13 protein-coding genes and 1 other RNA gene are annotated in these 16,420 nt (G+C 37.8%); 5 read left to right on the top strand and 9 right to left on the bottom strand.

Features of this window, described 5'->3' with window-relative positions:
• Positions 1 to 60 precede the first annotated feature (60 nt).
• Complete coding sequence (locus AC27IF_RS11095) at positions 61 to 480, top strand: VOC family protein (protein WP_487054390.1); 420 nt, start codon at positions 61 to 63, stop codon at positions 478 to 480.
• A gap of 33 nt (positions 481 to 513) precedes the next feature.
• Here the strand turns inward: AC27IF_RS11095 and AC27IF_RS11090 are convergent, their stop codons facing one another.
• Positions 514 to 1,635 (bottom strand): pyridoxal-phosphate-dependent aminotransferase family protein, encoded by a 1,122-nt coding sequence (locus AC27IF_RS11090; RefSeq protein WP_487054476.1) that lies wholly within the window; start codon positions 1,633 to 1,635, stop codon positions 514 to 516.
• Positions 1,636 to 1,810: 175 nt separating this feature from the next.
• Between AC27IF_RS11090 and AC27IF_RS11085 the strand changes: the two genes are divergently transcribed.
• The gene (locus AC27IF_RS11085; protein ID WP_487054389.1) at positions 1,811 to 2,353 is read left to right on the top strand and encodes a YaeQ family protein; all 543 of its coding nucleotides are present in this window, start codon (positions 1,811 to 1,813) and stop codon (positions 2,351 to 2,353) included.
• Between the two features lie 15 nt (positions 2,354 to 2,368).
• Positions 2,369 to 3,742: a M28 family peptidase gene (locus tag AC27IF_RS11080; RefSeq protein WP_487054388.1), complete on the top strand. Its 1,374-nt coding sequence runs from the start codon at positions 2,369 to 2,371 to the stop codon at positions 3,740 to 3,742.
• Positions 3,743 to 3,760: 18 nt separating this feature from the next.
• Here AC27IF_RS11080 and AC27IF_RS11075 read toward each other — a convergent pair whose 3' ends face one another.
• The gene (locus AC27IF_RS11075) at positions 3,761 to 4,228 is read right to left on the bottom strand and encodes a GNAT family N-acetyltransferase (protein WP_487054475.1); all 468 of its coding nucleotides are present in this window, start codon (positions 4,226 to 4,228) and stop codon (positions 3,761 to 3,763) included.
• 86 nt (positions 4,229 to 4,314) lie between these two features.
• Positions 4,315 to 8,625, bottom strand: coding sequence for a response regulator (locus AC27IF_RS11070; RefSeq protein WP_487054387.1), 4,311 nt, complete (start codon positions 8,623 to 8,625; stop codon positions 4,315 to 4,317).
• 182 nt (positions 8,626 to 8,807) lie between these two features.
• On the opposite strand from AC27IF_RS11070, the gene AC27IF_RS11065 reads away from it, so the two are divergent.
• Complete coding sequence (locus AC27IF_RS11065; protein WP_487054474.1) at positions 8,808 to 9,836, top strand: HD domain-containing phosphohydrolase; 1,029 nt, start codon at positions 8,808 to 8,810, stop codon at positions 9,834 to 9,836.
• A 238-nt stretch (positions 9,837 to 10,074) separates the two neighbouring features.
• Here AC27IF_RS11065 and ffs read toward each other — a convergent pair.
• The 4 genes from ffs to AC27IF_RS11045 all read right to left on the bottom strand — a co-directional run bounded on the left by ffs (position 10,075) and on the right by AC27IF_RS11045 (position 12,727).
• An RNA gene (gene ffs, locus AC27IF_RS11060) (signal recognition particle sRNA small type) lies at positions 10,075 to 10,171 on the bottom strand.
• Positions 10,172 to 10,297: 126 nt separating this feature from the next.
• Complete coding sequence (locus tag AC27IF_RS11055) at positions 10,298 to 10,891, bottom strand: lysophospholipid acyltransferase family protein (RefSeq protein WP_487054386.1); 594 nt, start codon at positions 10,889 to 10,891, stop codon at positions 10,298 to 10,300.
• Positions 10,892 to 10,896: 5 nt separating this feature from the next.
• The gene (locus AC27IF_RS11050) at positions 10,897 to 11,790 is read right to left on the bottom strand and encodes a DUF3014 domain-containing protein (protein ID WP_487054385.1); all 894 of its coding nucleotides are present in this window, start codon (positions 11,788 to 11,790) and stop codon (positions 10,897 to 10,899) included.
• A gap of 43 nt (positions 11,791 to 11,833) precedes the next feature.
• The gene (locus AC27IF_RS11045) at positions 11,834 to 12,727 is read right to left on the bottom strand and encodes a LysR family transcriptional regulator (RefSeq protein WP_487054384.1); all 894 of its coding nucleotides are present in this window, start codon (positions 12,725 to 12,727) and stop codon (positions 11,834 to 11,836) included.
• Between the two features lie 133 nt (positions 12,728 to 12,860).
• On the opposite strand from AC27IF_RS11045, the gene AC27IF_RS11040 reads away from it, so the two are divergent.
• Positions 12,861 to 14,363, top strand: a complete 1,503-nt coding sequence (locus tag AC27IF_RS11040) for a CoA-acylating methylmalonate-semialdehyde dehydrogenase (RefSeq protein ID WP_487054383.1) — start codon at positions 12,861 to 12,863, stop codon at positions 14,361 to 14,363.
• An 81-nt stretch (positions 14,364 to 14,444) separates the two neighbouring features.
• Here the strand turns inward: AC27IF_RS11040 and AC27IF_RS11035 are convergent, their stop codons facing one another.
• A complete protein-coding gene (locus AC27IF_RS11035; RefSeq protein ID WP_487054382.1) occupies positions 14,445 to 15,248 on the bottom strand; it encodes a tRNA-uridine aminocarboxypropyltransferase in 804 nt (267 codons plus the stop codon).
• 116 nt (positions 15,249 to 15,364) lie between these two features.
• A complete protein-coding gene (locus AC27IF_RS11030) occupies positions 15,365 to 16,213 on the bottom strand; it encodes a DUF2884 family protein (RefSeq protein WP_487054381.1) in 849 nt (282 codons plus the stop codon).
• Positions 16,214 to 16,420: the final 207 nt, after the last annotated feature.

The raw sequence follows: 16,420 nt of genomic DNA, 5'->3' as shown, positions 1-16,420 counted from the left end.
AAAACCAGTAAACTACCAACCATTAAAACCTCAAAATAGATGATGACTAAAGGAAAACCAATGAAGTTTTTACATACCATGATACGCGTCAGCAACGTTGAAGAGTCACTAGATTTTTATATTAATAAGTTAGGCTTAATTGAAGTTAGGCGCCATGATGTTCCAGAAGGTAAGTTTACCCTGATATTTTTAGCTGCTGCATTAGGAGAGGCAGAAATAGAGTTAACACATAACTGGGGAAGCGAGGAACTATATCAAAGCGGTCGTAATTTTGGTCATATCGCACTAGAAGTAGATAATATTTATAAAACTTGTCAACACTTGCAGGACAATGGAGTAATTATTAATCGCCCTCCACGTTGTGGCTATATGGCGTTTGTAAAATCCCCAGATAATGTTTCTATTGAATTATTACAAAAAGGCGATGCCCTAGCCCCACAAGAACCATGGCTTAGCATGGAAAATACCGGTACTTGGTAACATCACCAATAAATACTCAGGCGTTAAGTTAATTTATTTCGTTAACGCCGATTTTAAAGCTGCTAAGCATAAGGCTACATTCTCATTACGTGCTGCATAGCCCATCAAACCAATACGCCATGCCGAGCCGGCAAACTGACCTAACCCCGCGCCTATTTCTAAATTGTAATCAGCTAGCAAAGTTTGGCGTACTTGAGCATCATCAATACCTTTAGGAATGTAAACGGCATTAAGTTGCGGTAAACGCTCTTGCTTTGGCACGATAAACTCTAAGCCTAAATCTGCAAAACCTGCCGCAAGATTATTATGCTGCTCACGATGGCGAGCCCAACTTTGTTCTAAACCTTCATTTTGTAGAATAACGAGTGATTCATGTAAGGCATACAATGAATTAACTGGCGCCGTATGGTGATAACTACGTTTACCTTGACCTGACCAATATTCCATTACTAGAGATTGATCTAAAAACCAACTTTGCACACTAGTGTCTCTATTTTTAATCACTTGTGCAGCTTGCTCGCTAAAACTCACCGGAGAAAGTCCAGGTACACAAGACAAGCATTTTTGACTACCAGAATAAACCGCATCTATGCCCCAGTCATCAACCTTTAACTCAACGCCGCCAAGAGAGGTAACCGCATCAACAATTGTTAAACAATCATGCTTACGGGCAATCTCACATAAGGTTTTAGCATCTGATAAAGCCCCCGTTGAAGTCTCAGCATGCACAAAAGCAACAAACTTAGCCTGTGGCGTTTTCTGTAAAGTATCTTCTAACGCCTGTGGGTCAACGGCTCTTCCCCACGTACCATCAACCACCACAACTTTCGCGCCGATACGCTGCACGTTTTCAATCATCCGGGCACCAAATACGCCATTTCGGCATACAACGACAGTATCTTGAGGACTTATCAGGTTTACAAAGCAAGCTTCCATCCCCGCTGAGCCAGGTGCTGAAATAGCCATGGTGTAAGTATTTGTTGTTTGAAATGCATATTGTAATAATGATTTCACTTCATCCATCATACCGATGAAGGTTGGATCTAGGTGCCCAACCGTTGGTCTAGCTAAGGCAGATAACACTCGAGGACTAACATCAGAAGGTCCCGGTCCCATCAAGGTTCTTTGCGGTGGTATAAAAGATTGAATCGTCATCATAATCTCACAGAATAGTATATGCATTTAATTGCTATCAGCATATCACTAGTTTCATTATTTACTTCATTAATACTTATTATCCTAGCTATTCATTGTAAAAATACAGTACTTACCCCACAGCTTACTGATATCATCAAGCATCATTAACTTTTATCAACACGACATTTTCTTAATGGCTCTTAAAGCAACTATTTATAAAGCAAACATTGAACTAGCTGACATGGATCGTAATTACTACGACACTTTACAACTAACCATAGCACGACACCCTTCTGAGACAGAGCAGCGCCTGATGGTGCGAATAATTGCCTTTGTGTTAAATGCTCATCAAGATTTACAGTTTGGTAAAGGAGTAAGTGACGAAGATGAAGCGGCAATCTGGCAAATCAATTATAGTGACGAAATTGCTTTATGGATTGAGCTTGGACAATTGGATGAAAAACGACTCAAAAAAGCCAGTAATAAGGCTGAACAAGTAAAGTTGTATTGTTACGGCAGCAGTGTTGATACTTGGTGGTCACAATCTCAATCTACTTTGAGTAAATATGAGAAACTAGTGATAGAACAATTCGATACTGATACAACTGACGCTCTAGTAAAGTTGCTTAACAGAAATATGGAGTTTCAATGCAGTATTCAAGACGGTCAATCATGGTTAAGTTTTGATGACCAATCCTTATTAATAGAAACAAAAAAATTAAAACCCTCTCTTTAAACAACAAGGAAAAATATGTTTACTAATAAAAATAAGCAACTGATCACACTTTTTCTTACAGCCTGTTTTAGTATGGCTAGTGCTGCTCATACCGATACGCCGACAATATCTTTAAAGCAGGTAACTAAAGATATTAGTTATTTAGCTAGTGATAAATTAAACGGTCGCGGAAATTTTTCGCCTGACATTCAACAGGCAGCCAAATATATCGCCAAACGATTTAAAGAAATCGGTTTAATGCCTATGACAGGAAATGACAGTTATTACCAAAAATATAAGGTGACTCGTTTTTTACCTAATAAGCTTGAAGTAAACATTAATGATCAAAAAATACCTGTTAGCCAATTAGCCGTAGCCAGTACTGAGGAAAACGTCACATGGGATTTTTCCAACGACAATAAAGATAACTTTAAAACTAAGATCACGACAGTTAATGAGCAGGATAATTTTCGAGCTATATTAGGTCAATTGAATACTCAGGGAGGACAACACCTTGTGCTTTTACATCCATCACATCAGGGCATATTCTCTCGGTACCAGTATTACTTCGCGCAAGGCTTAACAAAACTTGCTAATGAAACCAATTCCCATACGGGCGGTACAATAGTTATTGCTTTGACTACCACAACAGCTGAGCAGCTTGATAGCTTATCTATTAATGCGAGTAATACCATTAGTAATGTTGAATTAACCAATGTTGTGGCTATGTTACCTGGCGCAGAAAAAGCTGATGAAATAGTACTTTATAGTGCTCACTATGATCATCTTGGAGCTATGAGTAATGATGACGGCACTGATGCAATATTTAATGGCGCAGACGATAATGCTTCAGGCACCACAGCAGTGATAAACTTAGCTCAATACTATGCTGAGCAAGGGAAACCAAATAGAAGTTTGATGTTTGCAGCCTTTAGCGCTGAAGAAATTGGTGGTTTTGGCTCTCGTTACTTCTCCAAACAGCTTGTTCCTAATACTATTACCGCCATGATAAACATAGAAATGATAGGAAAACCGGCTAAATTTGGTGCTGGTACTATGTGGATGACAGGTATGGATCGCTCTGATTTGGGTGAGCAGTTAAATGCGGCGTTATCTGATAGCGGTATGAAAATACATAAGGACCCTTATCCTGAGCAGCAGCTTTTCTACCGTTCTGACAATGCTACCTTAGCAAGGCTTGGTGTTCCTGCACATAGCTTTAGCAGCACCCAATTAGATAAAGATGAGCATTATCATAAAGTCACTGATGATTTAGCCTCACTAAATCTACCTTCTTTACATAAAGTCATTAATGCTTTAGCCATTGCAACGCAGCCATTAGTTGCCGGTAAAGTGACTCCTACACGTATTGATACAAATTTAGTTAAAAAGGGTGGGCTTATCTATTAAGTCTTTGGCTATGTGATGTTACGCGGCAATCACTTCTAAAGGGCAACGCATTTTAAATTCGATTTTATTCTTGCCCTCAATTTGAAAGCCATGACGCAAGTAAAGCCCTCTTGCAGGGTTTTTGAGTAACACATTAAGCGTTATAGGTAATTGTAACTGTAACGCTTTCTTTTTAATTACAGATAGCACTTTACTGCCAATTCCTTGTCTTTGATATTCAGGCAGAATTTGCAATTGTTTGATATGTAAGCTCTTCGATGTACCTTTATGTGATACCACAGCAAACTTTACCAAACCAATAGGTTTTCTATCACGCAAAATAATATGAGAGTCATAATAATGCTCTTTAATTCGTTCAAGATGCTGTTTGTCGGTCAGATTTATTTTAGCCGCAGATAAATGCCTAGTCATCGATTGTTTTCTAAGTCGTAGCAAGAACTTCAGATCTTCATCTTTTACATTTCTAAAGCCAATAGTAAATTTCATCACACAATTTCATCACACAATGTTCATATTCATATGATATCAATTTTTCTGCTCAAATAAATCCATGAAGACACTAAATTCCCTATTTAGGTGGTACTCTCCGATAATTCAAGCAATGAATCTAACGCCGTTAGAGCATTGTCAAAATCATATTCAGAAATTAATACATCAACTTTTGTTAATAAGCTTGAATAATCTTTTGGATAACTTAATTCAACTAAATCGGTAATGATATCAGCTGCATCAGCATCGTTATCTACCACCATTGCACGTAAACGTTGTAACTTTTCAACATCTGGCAGTTGAACGTCTACAGTATTATCTTCAGTCACAAGGTTTTCTTTAGCGTTAACAAAGCTTTCTAATCCCTGTAATACTGGCGTTAATTGTCTATCTAGTGCTGATATTAATTCAGTAATACTCTGCTTATCAGTAGCGCTCTGGCAAGCGTTCTCTAAATCACCAGCAGCTTTTTCAACATCTACAGCCCCTATCGTTCCAGAAACACCTTTCAAAGTATGAGCAGCCCTTTCAGGGGCGGATTCATCATCATCAAGTAAACTTTGCTTAAACTGAGAAATGAAGTTTTGTTGACTATGATAAAATTTTTCAAGCAGTCTAATAAATAACTTCTCATTGCCTTGTGTGATACTCAGGCCTTTTTGAGTATCAATACCAATAAGACCAGCAAAATCACGTTTTGCTTCAATACTCGCACTATTATCCGAAATTAAAGGCATGTTTTGCCCATCTGCTACGCAAATCCATTTAGCCATAGTCTCTATCATAACTTTAACATTAATCGGTTTGGCAATATGATCGTTCATACCCGCTTTAAGTACTTTCTCTTTATCTCCAGCCATGGCATTCGCGGTCATGGCAAGTATCGGTAATTGTTGAAACTTAGATTGGCTTCTAATGATCTCAGTGGCTTCATACCCGTCCATAACAGGCATTTGACAATCCATAAGTATGCCATCAAAACTATGTTCACTTAATATATCTAGGGCAACTTGACCATTTTCAGCAACGGTAACTTGCATGCCATTAGTTTCAAGTAACTCTACTGCTAATTCTTGGTTAATTTCATTATCTTCTACCAAGAGTATGTTCGCCCCTTTGATTTTATTTTGAGCCAATATAAATGAACGGTTTTCATTCTCAACTCTTGAGTGGATAACAGCTAAACCTTGAGCTTGATAGATAGAGTCAAGTAATGTTGATGAGGTGACGGGTTTAGTTAATATACACTCAAACAAGTCTTCTTTTTGTGAAGATAACACCTGCTCACGCCCAAACCCTGTTATTAAGATTATCTTCGGCGCCTCATTTTGTAAGGTGTTTTTAATTTGTTCAGCACTGTCAATACCATCCATAACAGGCATCTTCCAGTCCATTAAGACGATATCAAACGGTGATTCTAACTTATGTGCATCAATGACCTTATCGAGTGCTTCCTTACCATTTATTGCAACCTCACATGATAAACGAAGGCTTTTTACCATTTCAGCAAGAATGTCACGGGCACATACATTATCGTCAACCACCAAGATTTTTAAATCACTTGGTAGCTCTTTTTTGATAAGTGGCTGTGACTCGGCTTGTGTTTGCAAACCAAACTCAGCCGTAAATTCAAAGCTACTCCCCTCACCCAACGTTGAATTGACAGAAATCTCCCCGCCCATCATCTCTGTTAAGTTTTTAGATATCGTTAAACCTAACCCCGTACCACCGTATTTTCGACTTGTAGAGCTATCCGCTTGTGAAAAAGATTTAAACAGCTTTTGTTGTTGCTCAGGTGACATGCCAATTCCAGAGTCTTGTACACTAAAGCGAATGATTACTTTATCTGATGTTTTTGATTCAACACTGGCAATAACAATAATCTCTCCTTCTTCAGTAAATTTTAGCGCATTGTTACCTAAATTTATCAGCACTTGCCCTAGCCTTAACGGGTCGCCAATAAGGTTTGTAGGTACTTCTGGTGAAATATCAAAGAGAAACTCGAGACTTTTTTGCTCAGCTTTTAGGCTCAATAAATTGACTAAATTATCTAAAACACTGCCTAATTGAAATGAGGTCTGTTCAATATCCATTTTCCCCGCTTCAATTTTTGAGAAATCTAAAATGTCATTGATTATCCCAAGTAAAGACAGCGCCGAATTGTGAACTTTTTCAATATAATTTTTCTGCTTTTTATCTAAACTCGTTTGTAAGGCAAGCTCTGATAAGCCAATAATCGCATTCATTGGCGTTCTTATTTCATGCGACATGTTCGCTAAAAAATCCGCCTTAGCTTGGTTAGCTTCATCTGCCGCTTTTACCGCCACCTCTAGTTGTCTGGCATTTTCTTTTTCATTGGTAATATCAATAAAATTCCCCACTAAACCCGCGGGGTTATTTTCGCTGTCATTAAAACCGGTTACCCAATACAAGGTGTCATGTTCTTTGCCATCGGCAAAGGGGATTTTAATTTCTTTCTTGATAGTTTTTTGATTGGCTATAACATCATTATCTTCAGCTTGGTATAAGCGACGATCTTCTTCCGGTAAATATTCTAAATCAGTGACCTTTAAGCCAATCAATGACTTTGAATCGATACCAAAAGTCTGCTCATAAGCTTTATTAAAACCTTGGAATCGAGTTTGCTCATCTTTATAAAACAGTGGCATTGGCACTGTATCCATTAACAACTGCTGAAACTTGAGTTGCTCTGACAGTCTTTTTTGCGTGGTCTCATTCTTCTGTTCCGCTAATTTTCTTAACGAAATTTCTTTTGCCATTCTTCGGTTCCAAAAAATAACTAAAGCAATAATAAACAATAAGCCGATAGATACTTTTGCGATAAGAGTATAATCACTGCGAGCAACAAATTGATTCCTTCCCCACTTAGCCATTATGTGTTTTTTTTCTGATGGATGAATGGCAGCTAATGCTTTATTGATAATTGGCACTAATGGCGCTAACTCTTCTCTCACCCCAAAAGCTAATTGTGTGTCTAGCCCAGTTTGACCCGAGATTTGAACATTGTTTATCCCCATTGCCGCTATGTGATAACTTGCTTGTGCTAACGTCGCTATTAATACATCTATCTTTCCGGTAGAGACAGCCACTAAACCTTCTTTAATATTGGCGACACGTTTAAATTCAATGTCAGGATAGGCTTTAAATAAGCTTTCAACATAGCCATAATTATTTATCACCGCTATTTTTTGATCTGCTATTTGTGCTAAGTCTTCTACAAACGTCATTTCATCATTGGTGATAATAACAACGGGGCTTGATAAATAAGGCTTAGTAAAAGTGAGTGTGTTGTTTAAGCTTGAGTCACTTGTTTCAGAAATGACATCAATATCCTTATGTTGAATTTTCTCAATAGTTTCACCCCAAGATTTTGTCACGACAATATCTAGCTTGATGGATAGCTTTTCTTCAATAAGCTTAATAAAATCAGACACCATGCCAATATATTGCCCTTGTTCATCAAAGGCCTCATAAGGTAGCCAATCAGGATCGCCACTAAAGCGGATTGTGCCTTGTTCCTTTAGCCATTTTTTTTCACTCGATGTCAATAAACTTGTCGGTTGTTCTGCACCCTGTGCCGCGCTAACGTCTTTTGATTGAGGAAGTTTATCTACCCAACGAGAGTATATAGTTTGTTTTTCTTGTGACGTAACAGAATTAAGGGCTTTCTCAATGATGGATTTTAAACGCGGTGAGTTTTTTTGTATCGCAAAGTGAACTGAATTCCCCCCTAAACCTTGTTCTGATTCAAAAGGTAAAATTGTTCCTATCCCTTTATTCAACAAAGTAAAATTAGCTAATGAATAAGCGTCAAATAAGATTTCTGCCTCACCGGCAATCACTGCCTCAATCGCCTCATCTAAGGTATTAACAGGCAAAACACTAATGTTTGGAAAGTGGTGTTGTAAATAATCATTTTGACTATAGCCAATTGGGATTGCCGCGGTTAGTCCATCGAGATCTGCTAGTTGGTGAGCAGGCACCTTATTACTAATAAAGAAGTAATTATAAACATAAAAATATGATGGAGAAAAAGACATTAACTTTAATCGCTCTTCAGTAGCGTACAAACCGCTATACATAGCAATTTCGTCCTGCTGAAAGTCGCCATTTAATACTGACCATTCCCTTTTTTGTACGTTAAATTTTAACCCTGTACGTGCTGATATGAGTGCTAAATAGTCGCTAGAAATACCTAGATGTTTGCCATCACTAGAGAAATAATCGAGAGGTGGCCATTCAATTACCCCCAACTCAACGGCTGGGTTATCAGCCAACCAAGCTAGCTCTTCGTTAGTAAAATCAATTACATTTTTTTTTGTAATAACGCTTTCTTGTGAATAAACAAAGCTAGAAGTGATTAATGAAATCACTAGGAAAATAGTTAAGATAAATCTGATTTGATAAATGACGAGAGCTAAAATAATAAATATCCTTTTTTATTTACAACCGGTTAAATCCGTGAGTATACTCGTGATTAGGTTAGCACGATTTTTAAACAGTTTTCTAGAGTTTTTACCGTTAGAAGGTAAATCAAGGCATAGTCATGGAAGAGATAAATAAACCCGTCATTTTAATTGTCGATGACACCCCAACAAACATAGAAGTTTTAAGGGGAGTATTAAAAGAAGATTATAAAATAAAAGTAGCTATTAATGGTGACAAAGCACTTACCATAGCTCAAGCCTCCCCTCCCGATCTCATTTTACTCGATATTATGATGCCTGGTATGGATGGCTATCAAGTGTGCAGCATACTCAAAGAGAATATTAGCACTGCGAATATACCGGTAATTTTCGTGACGGCAAAAGGAGAAGTGTCAGATGAAAGTAAAGGTTTTGAAATTGGTGCTGTTGACTATATTACCAAGCCCATCAGTCCTGCTATTGTGCTGGCAAGAGTGCGTACTCACCTAGCATTATATAATGAAAAAAGACTGCTAGATAACTTAGTGCATGACCGTACAGAGGTCATTAACCAAACTCGATTAAAAATCATCCATCGTTTAGGTCGTGCAGCTGAGTTCAAGGATAATGAAACAGGTTTACATGTTATCAGAATGAGTAAATATTCAAAGGTTATTGCTCTAGCTTGTGGAATGTCTGAAGCAGAAGCCGACATATTACTTAATGCTGCGCCAATGCACGATATAGGTAAGATAGGCATCCCTGACAAAGTACTATTAAAACCGGGTAAGTTAGATGAAGATGAGTGGAACATCATGCGCCAACATCCAATTATCGGCGCAGAGATTTTAGGTGAACCCGAGAAAAATTCATTTTTATTAAACATGGCGCGAGACATTGCCCTGACACACCATGAAAAATGGGATGGTAGCGGCTATCCAAATGGTTTAAAAGGTGAAGAAATTTCAATACACGCTCGCATAGTGATGGTAGCGGATGTTTTTGATGCCTTAACCACTAGCCGACCTTATAAAGAAGCTTGGCCAGTTGAAAAAGCTGTCAATGTAATTGAAGCAGATGCTGGCACCCACTTTGACCCTAAAATTGTTGCTGTTTTTAAAAGCGTATTGCCACAGATATTAGAGATTAAAAGTCAGCACGCAGAAGAAAATATTTGAATAGCTATAAAAGATCGCTATTAACCTCACACAGCAAACAGCAACGTAGATAAGGATTTTAATTGTTCGGTTGTTGCTATATTTCTTTTTGGGGCTAAAAATTATATTTAGGTAATCCAGAGTATAGCTTTATGGTAAAGATGTAAGTAAGCAGGTCGAAAGATTAATACGCGTAGCAATTGTTTAGTGGAGTAAATAAACTGAAAATATGCTTAGATATAAGAAGATTGGGTGGCAACCCTAATAGCCACACCTCGGCACATGAGTCGTCTGCTGCGGTTGCTTCCTTCCGGACCTGGCCGAGTTCACAGAGTATCATTGCGAGGGGACCAAAAGGGTCACCATAATGTTGAATCAATGATTGAGAGAAGTATATCTTTCTTGCAAAGTTCAATAACGGCGCGAATTATCGCTAATGGCGTAGCTAGATGCAAGTACTAGTTAGTTTTTTTCCACTGCCATTAAACTGCTTGTGGATTTTTTGCACAGACTCCGGCAAATTTCTCTTTGATAGAAGATAACTCAAGCTCTATATCTTCACCAACGTTAATAGATGGATGAAATTTTAATTCTTTGTGGGCAAAATCTAAACTGACTGGCACAACGGGTACATTCGCTTGATGGGCAATATGTAAAAAACCACTTTTCCATTCTTTAGTTTTACTACGGGTACCTTCTGGCGCTATTCCTAGAATTAATTGATCGTTGTTCTCAAATTGCTCAACCATCTGCCCTACCACGCCATGCTTAGTATTACGATCAATCGCTATACCTCCCAAGTTTTGCAATAATGATTTAAAAGGCCAAACAAAAATTGCTTTTTTACCCATAAATCGAACACGTAAATTAAGCGCTAACATGGCTGAAACCGCGATGATAAAGTCCCAATTAGAAGTATGAGGGGCAACCGCAGCGACAAATTTAGGCTCTTGAGGAAACTCCCCCGTAACTCGCCAACCAAAGGTATTAAGTATAATTAAGCCTACTTTACTGGCAAATGCTCTATTAGTCGTTGGGATACATTCAGGTATATAAGGTAAATCTGCTTTTTTCATTACGACTAATTAACACCATTTTCTTGTTGCGCTAATTTTTCATGTAATTCTAATAAAATAGATTTCATCACTAATAAGTTATCTTTGCCTAAACGTAAAAGTAGTTTATCACTCTCTGGTAAAGACTCTAATTCATCACTGGAAAAATGATACATAACGCTTGGTCTAGTTAACTCCATAGCATTTTTCTCTGGTAACTCCATATCTAATACCCGAGTTATAGCATCTTGTAAGGTCACGGTAAAATCACTATCACCATAACCTAATTCACTATATGCCTCATCAATTAAGGGCTTAACTTCAAAGTACCACTGTACTAGACTTTCACTGTCTATTGAGCGCATTAAATCAACATAAAGGCTAAAACGTCTTGTTGAACTTTCGCTCCATTGCCAAGTTTCCTTATTGTTTTCTAGGTTTACGCTAGCTTGATCAGGAGAAAACTTTTCCTTAGGTAAAATAAACGGGCTATGCTCATAAGCAACAGTGCCTTGAGCAAAGTTATCAGTAAAGACAACAAAACGCCTGATCATATCTTCATCAATCACCAATTTAAGCAATTCTTTTCGCCATGTCACCTCTGGTAATTTAACTTTCAACCAATCATCACTTTCATCGAGAGATGGTAAGGCTGGTTTAGCAACTTCAACTTCTTCTTCAACAACCACAACAACAACTGGCTCTTCAATTTCAGGTTCAATAACTTCTTCCACTTCTTCAACAACAGGCTCAACAATGGCTACCGGTTTTTTCATCTCTTCTGGTGCTTCTTTAGTACCAGTAAACTGCCAAGCGACACCGACACCAATAATGATTATCACTATGATAACAATCAAAGACCAAGGCGCTGAAGACTGCACTGTTTGTTCTGATTGCTGTGTTGAGTTTGAATTATTCATGATCACCTATACATTGTTGTTCAAAAAGCTAAGCCTAGTTGTTTTAGCCTGATGGCATTAATAACTGTGCATTTTGTTGCGTTAACTGTTTTAAATATTGCCATACAGTATTCACTTGTGAAAGTCGTTTAGACTCAGGATGAGCGACTAAATAAAAACTACGTACTAATTTTACTTCATTAACACATAACCCCTCTAAGCTAGCATCTTGCTCAGCTAAAAAGCAAGGTAAAATACCAATACCTAAGCCACTTTTTATCGCAGTGTACTGGCTAGTTATACTTGTACTTTGAAAACTTGGTGAAATATCTTTATTAAGCTCTTTGAGATAAGAAAGTTGCTCAGTAAATAGAAGGTTATCGACATAACTCACCCATTGGTACTGGGCTAATTTATCATAGCTAACGTTGTCATTAAGTGACTGTAAATATTGCTGATGACCATAAAGTCGCAGTTGGTAATCACAAAGTTTGCTAATGATGGTTGAGGTATTTTTAGGTTTTTCAACAGCTATTGCTATATCGGCTTCATTGCGACTTATTTTTACATCGCGAGAAAAGTGAACTAACTCAATATGGATATTAGGGTACAATTGTTTAAGTTGAGAGAGATGAGGAGCAATAAAAAAGCTACCAAAGGCTTCAGTAACTCCTATTCTCACTTTGCCACTATTAATACTTTGTTGTTCATGAATATCATTAAAAGCTTGAGCAGCATCTAACTCCATTCGTCTAGCGTATTGCAGTAGTTTTTGACCATCTGAGGTTAACATATGTCCTTCAGTGGTACGTTCAAATAACTTTGTTGCTAAGCTCTCTTCAAGCTTATGAAGTCGTCTTGATAACGTAGAGGCATCTATAGACAAACGTTTTGCTGCAATTGACAAACGTATGCTACGCGCCACTTCTAAAAATACTTTTATATCATCCCAGTTCATCCGAATATTGTAACAACACCAAACCCAACTTGCAAAAACGCAATAAATATTGCATTTTTGCGTATTGTTCTCTAGGCAATAACCTCCTATTTTAGTAACAAGTATTCAAAATTTATTGTTCTAAAGGCTCGCTATGACTATTAAAGAAATTCCGCTGATCATCAATGGTGAAAAAGTTCGTTCAAACACAGATACCTGGTTAGATGTATTAAACCCTGCCACTCAAGAGGTTGTTGCTCGTGTACCCATGGCAACAAAAGAAGAAGTAGCAGCTGCAGTGAACAATGCCGCTGAAGCTTTTAAAACTTGGTCAAAGGTATCTCTCACTAATCGCATGCGCATCATGTTAACGTTTCAACAGCTTGTTCGAGAGCATACACAAGAGCTTGCTGAATTAGTCACTCTAGAACACGGTAAAACATTACCTGATGCCACTGGTGAAGTAGGTCGCTCGCTAGAAGCTATTGAAAACGCTTGTTCTATTACGCGCTTGCAATTAGGTGATATGGCCAATAATGCGGCAACCGGGGTAGATACATATACCTTAAATAAACCTTTGGGTGTTGGTGTTGGAATTACCGCTTTTAACTTTCCATTAATGCTACCTTCTTTCATGTTTCCACCTGCTATCGCTTGTGGTAACACCTTTGTATTAAAACCTTCAGAGCAAGATCCTTCATCCACAATATTATTGGTTGAGTTAGCTCTTAAAGCCGGTATTCCACCAGGAGTATTAAATGTTGTCCATGGTGGACCTGATGTTGTTAACCAGTTAATCGAGAGTGAGGCTGTAAAAGCAGTATCTTTTATTGGCTCAACAGGTGTAGGTACCCATGTATATAACCACGCGAGTAAGCATGGTAAACGTGCTCAAGCTATGATGGGCGCTAAAAATCATATGGTCATCATGCCTGATGCAAATAAAGATAGAGCTATTAACGACTTATTAGGCTCTGCATTTGGCGCCGCTGGTCAACGTTGTATGGCAAATCCGGTTACTATTTTAGTAGGAGAATCTCGCTCATGGTTACCTGAAATAGTTGAACGGGCAAAACAAATGAAAGTTGGACCAGGCACACAGCTTGATGCAGATTTAGGCCCTGTGGTATCCCCACAAGCAAAAGCGCGCATATTAAGCTTATTAGACTCAGGGGTTGAGCAAGGAGCGACGATGTTAGTTGATGGTAGAGACTGTCAAGTTGAAGGTTATCCAAACGGTAATTTTGTCGGTCCAACATTATTTACTAATGTGACTACTGACATGGATATTTACACTCAAGAAATATTTGGTCCTGCATTATGCGTACTTGAAGCTGAAACCTTAGAAGAAGCGATTGAGATTATCAATGCTAATCCAAATGGCAACGGCACTTCTATTTTCACTTCTTCAGGTTGGAACGCACGTAAATTTGAAAATGAAATCGATGTCGGTCAGGTGGGTATAAATGTCCCTATTCCAGTACCAGTCGCATATTTTAGTTTTACTGGCTCACGTGGCTCTAAACTTGGCGATTTAGGTCCTAATGGTAAACAAGTGGTAAGTTTTTGGACCTATACTAAGTCGGTTACGGCACGTTGGTTTGAACCTGATCATCAAGATGGAACAAATATTCACACTACAATTAGCATGAAGTAGTACTACTGACTGCTTGTAACGTTAACATTATAGTTTTTAGTTACAAGCAGGCTTTTCTTATATACTTAGCGGCTTGCTTCTTTATAAAACACTAATGCTTTTTATAAAGCTTTGGTAATTCTCAATGGCATCAGGGTTGCCTTTAGTACGCTGACAGACACTTTTCTGATATTGAAAATTAAAGACATCAAACCATAAATCTAGCAAATGTGCATTATTATGCTCACCTGACATAGCTAAAACTCTTGCTGCCACTTCCGCAGTGGAAAATTGATGCGCTAATTCAGTTTTTCTTACTGTATAGCGAGAATTATCACCAACTGGCGTCTGTTCAAAAGAAGCTCCTGCTTGTTCGGTATCTAGATTAGTTTCAATAAGTACCTTAGGATCAAATGACACTACAGGAAACTTATCTAGGTATGGGCTTTTACGAAACATTTTTTTCGCTTCTCGCCAACTACCGTCCAACATGATAAATAATGGTCTCTTGCCCGTTTGACAATTAACCGCTTGGCTTTCTACTTGACGTCCATCTTGTACATACTCCTGTGGGAATACTACAAAGGGTTGCCACTTTTCATCATCAAGTACTGCTTGTAATTCATCATTTCTTGTCGTCCGCGACCATAAAAAGGCAAAAGTATCAGGAATTAAGTCGGCAATTAATTTCCCTGTGTTGCTAGGCTTAAGGACTTCAGTATCGTACATCAATAACAAAAATCCAGCATTAGTGTTTACCTGCCCTTTAGTTGGAGCCATATCACAGATACAAAATTGTTTTGCCAATTGGCATAAAGGACAGCGAATTACTCGTTGCCCTCGTGCTTTATAGGTTGTGGTACTTAAACTTTTACGAAAAAGGTGGAGTTGATGAACAGCGTGCATGTAATGAAATTTGCTAATGAACTAAAAAGGCCCAACAATGATAACATTGTCGAGCCTTTCCTTATATTTATATGTGATAGCATTTTTACCGAAATTTTTATCTAAATAGACAGTGATTACATTGCACTTCTGTCATCATGTTTTTTACCATGACCGTCATAGCTTGCTGAAATTACATCAATATCACTAAGTGAGTCGATGTTAGACTTCAACTCTTCCTCAAGTTGATCTATTTCAACCGCAGCTAAACAAAGCTTCTGTGCTTTTTCTTCTATCTGTTTAGCTCTTGATTCCATTTCATGTTCAATGTTTTCTCCAAAGTTTTCCATACGTGTTTCAAAAGTATCACTGTCTCCGCCAGAGAACATCATTTCTTGTCCTACAGCGACCATGATGCTGCCAATTGAACTCATTACTGCTTTTTCAACCGCTGACTCTATACGCTGTTCAAACTCTTTACCCAGTAACTCATCATTTTCTAAACCATCTTCACCAATAGTAAAACCGTGCTCTAAGGTAAAACGCTCTGTTACTTCATTACGGATATTTGATAATTCATAGGTTAGATCTTCTCCGACACTATTACCTTCACCTAAGAGCTCATTAAAAGCAAGATTAACCCCTTCAAGTGCTAGGTCAACGCCTTCAATAGCAACACTTCTTACTTCTGGTACCATAGCTTTAATACTTTTTGAATATTGACTCACTAAAGCTTGTTGCTGCTTGTTTAAATCGATTGATTTGCCGTCAACAATAAGGACTTCATCATGATTAATTTTATACAGTGTGTTTTTATTTTTTTCATTAAAAAACTCAATGCTTGCTTCGTTTATGGTTACACCCGCTTCTAACTCAACATTACAGCTATTATCATGAGCAGAGGCATTGGTTGATGCTAATAAGGCAATTAATGAAGTCGCTAGAAATGTTTTTTTAAATGCTTGAGTATTTTGTTGAGTTGTCATTGTTCTTCCCTTTAGTGATTTTTATTGAAATCAGTGGTTTCTTATGTTGTTATGAATAATATTACAAGAGCAGTGCCAACTTTATTTTCTATATTTTTCAGCTACATACAACAACCACTTGTTTTTAAAATAAATATAAAAGTCACTTTTTGGTTAAATTAACTAAATTATTGTTATTTTAATATCTAACGGTAATTTTGAGTATAC

The sequence above is a fragment of the Colwellia sp. KS18-150 genome (assembly GCF_057551365.1).
The sequence above is the reverse complement of the archived record's forward strand: the minus strand, read 5'-3'. Positions and strand labels throughout refer to the sequence as shown.

Bases quoted from the DNA above. Each gene is read 5' to 3' on its own strand.
- AC27IF_RS11095 (WP_487054390.1), top strand. From the start codon at position 61: ATGAAGTTTTTACATACCATGATACGCGTCAGCAACGTTGAAGAGTCA.
- AC27IF_RS11090 (WP_487054476.1), bottom strand. From the start codon at position 1,635: ATGACGATTCAATCTTTTATACCACCGCAAAGAACCTTGATGGGACCG.
- AC27IF_RS11085 (WP_487054389.1), top strand. From the start codon at position 1,811: ATGGCTCTTAAAGCAACTATTTATAAAGCAAACATTGAACTAGCTGAC.
- AC27IF_RS11080 (WP_487054388.1), top strand. From the start codon at position 2,369: ATGTTTACTAATAAAAATAAGCAACTGATCACACTTTTTCTTACAGCC.
- AC27IF_RS11075 (WP_487054475.1), bottom strand. From the start codon at position 4,228: ATGAAATTTACTATTGGCTTTAGAAATGTAAAAGATGAAGATCTGAAG.
- AC27IF_RS11055 (WP_487054386.1), bottom strand. From the start codon at position 10,891: ATGAAAAAAGCAGATTTACCTTATATACCTGAATGTATCCCAACGACT.
- AC27IF_RS11050 (WP_487054385.1), bottom strand. From the start codon at position 11,790: ATGAATAATTCAAACTCAACACAGCAATCAGAACAAACAGTGCAGTCT.
- AC27IF_RS11045 (WP_487054384.1), bottom strand. From the start codon at position 12,727: ATGAACTGGGATGATATAAAAGTATTTTTAGAAGTGGCGCGTAGCATA.
- AC27IF_RS11040 (WP_487054383.1), top strand. From the start codon at position 12,861: ATGACTATTAAAGAAATTCCGCTGATCATCAATGGTGAAAAAGTTCGT.
- AC27IF_RS11035 (WP_487054382.1), bottom strand. From the start codon at position 15,248: ATGCACGCTGTTCATCAACTCCACCTTTTTCGTAAAAGTTTAAGTACC.
- AC27IF_RS11030 (WP_487054381.1), bottom strand. From the start codon at position 16,213: ATGACAACTCAACAAAATACTCAAGCATTTAAAAAAACATTTCTAGCG.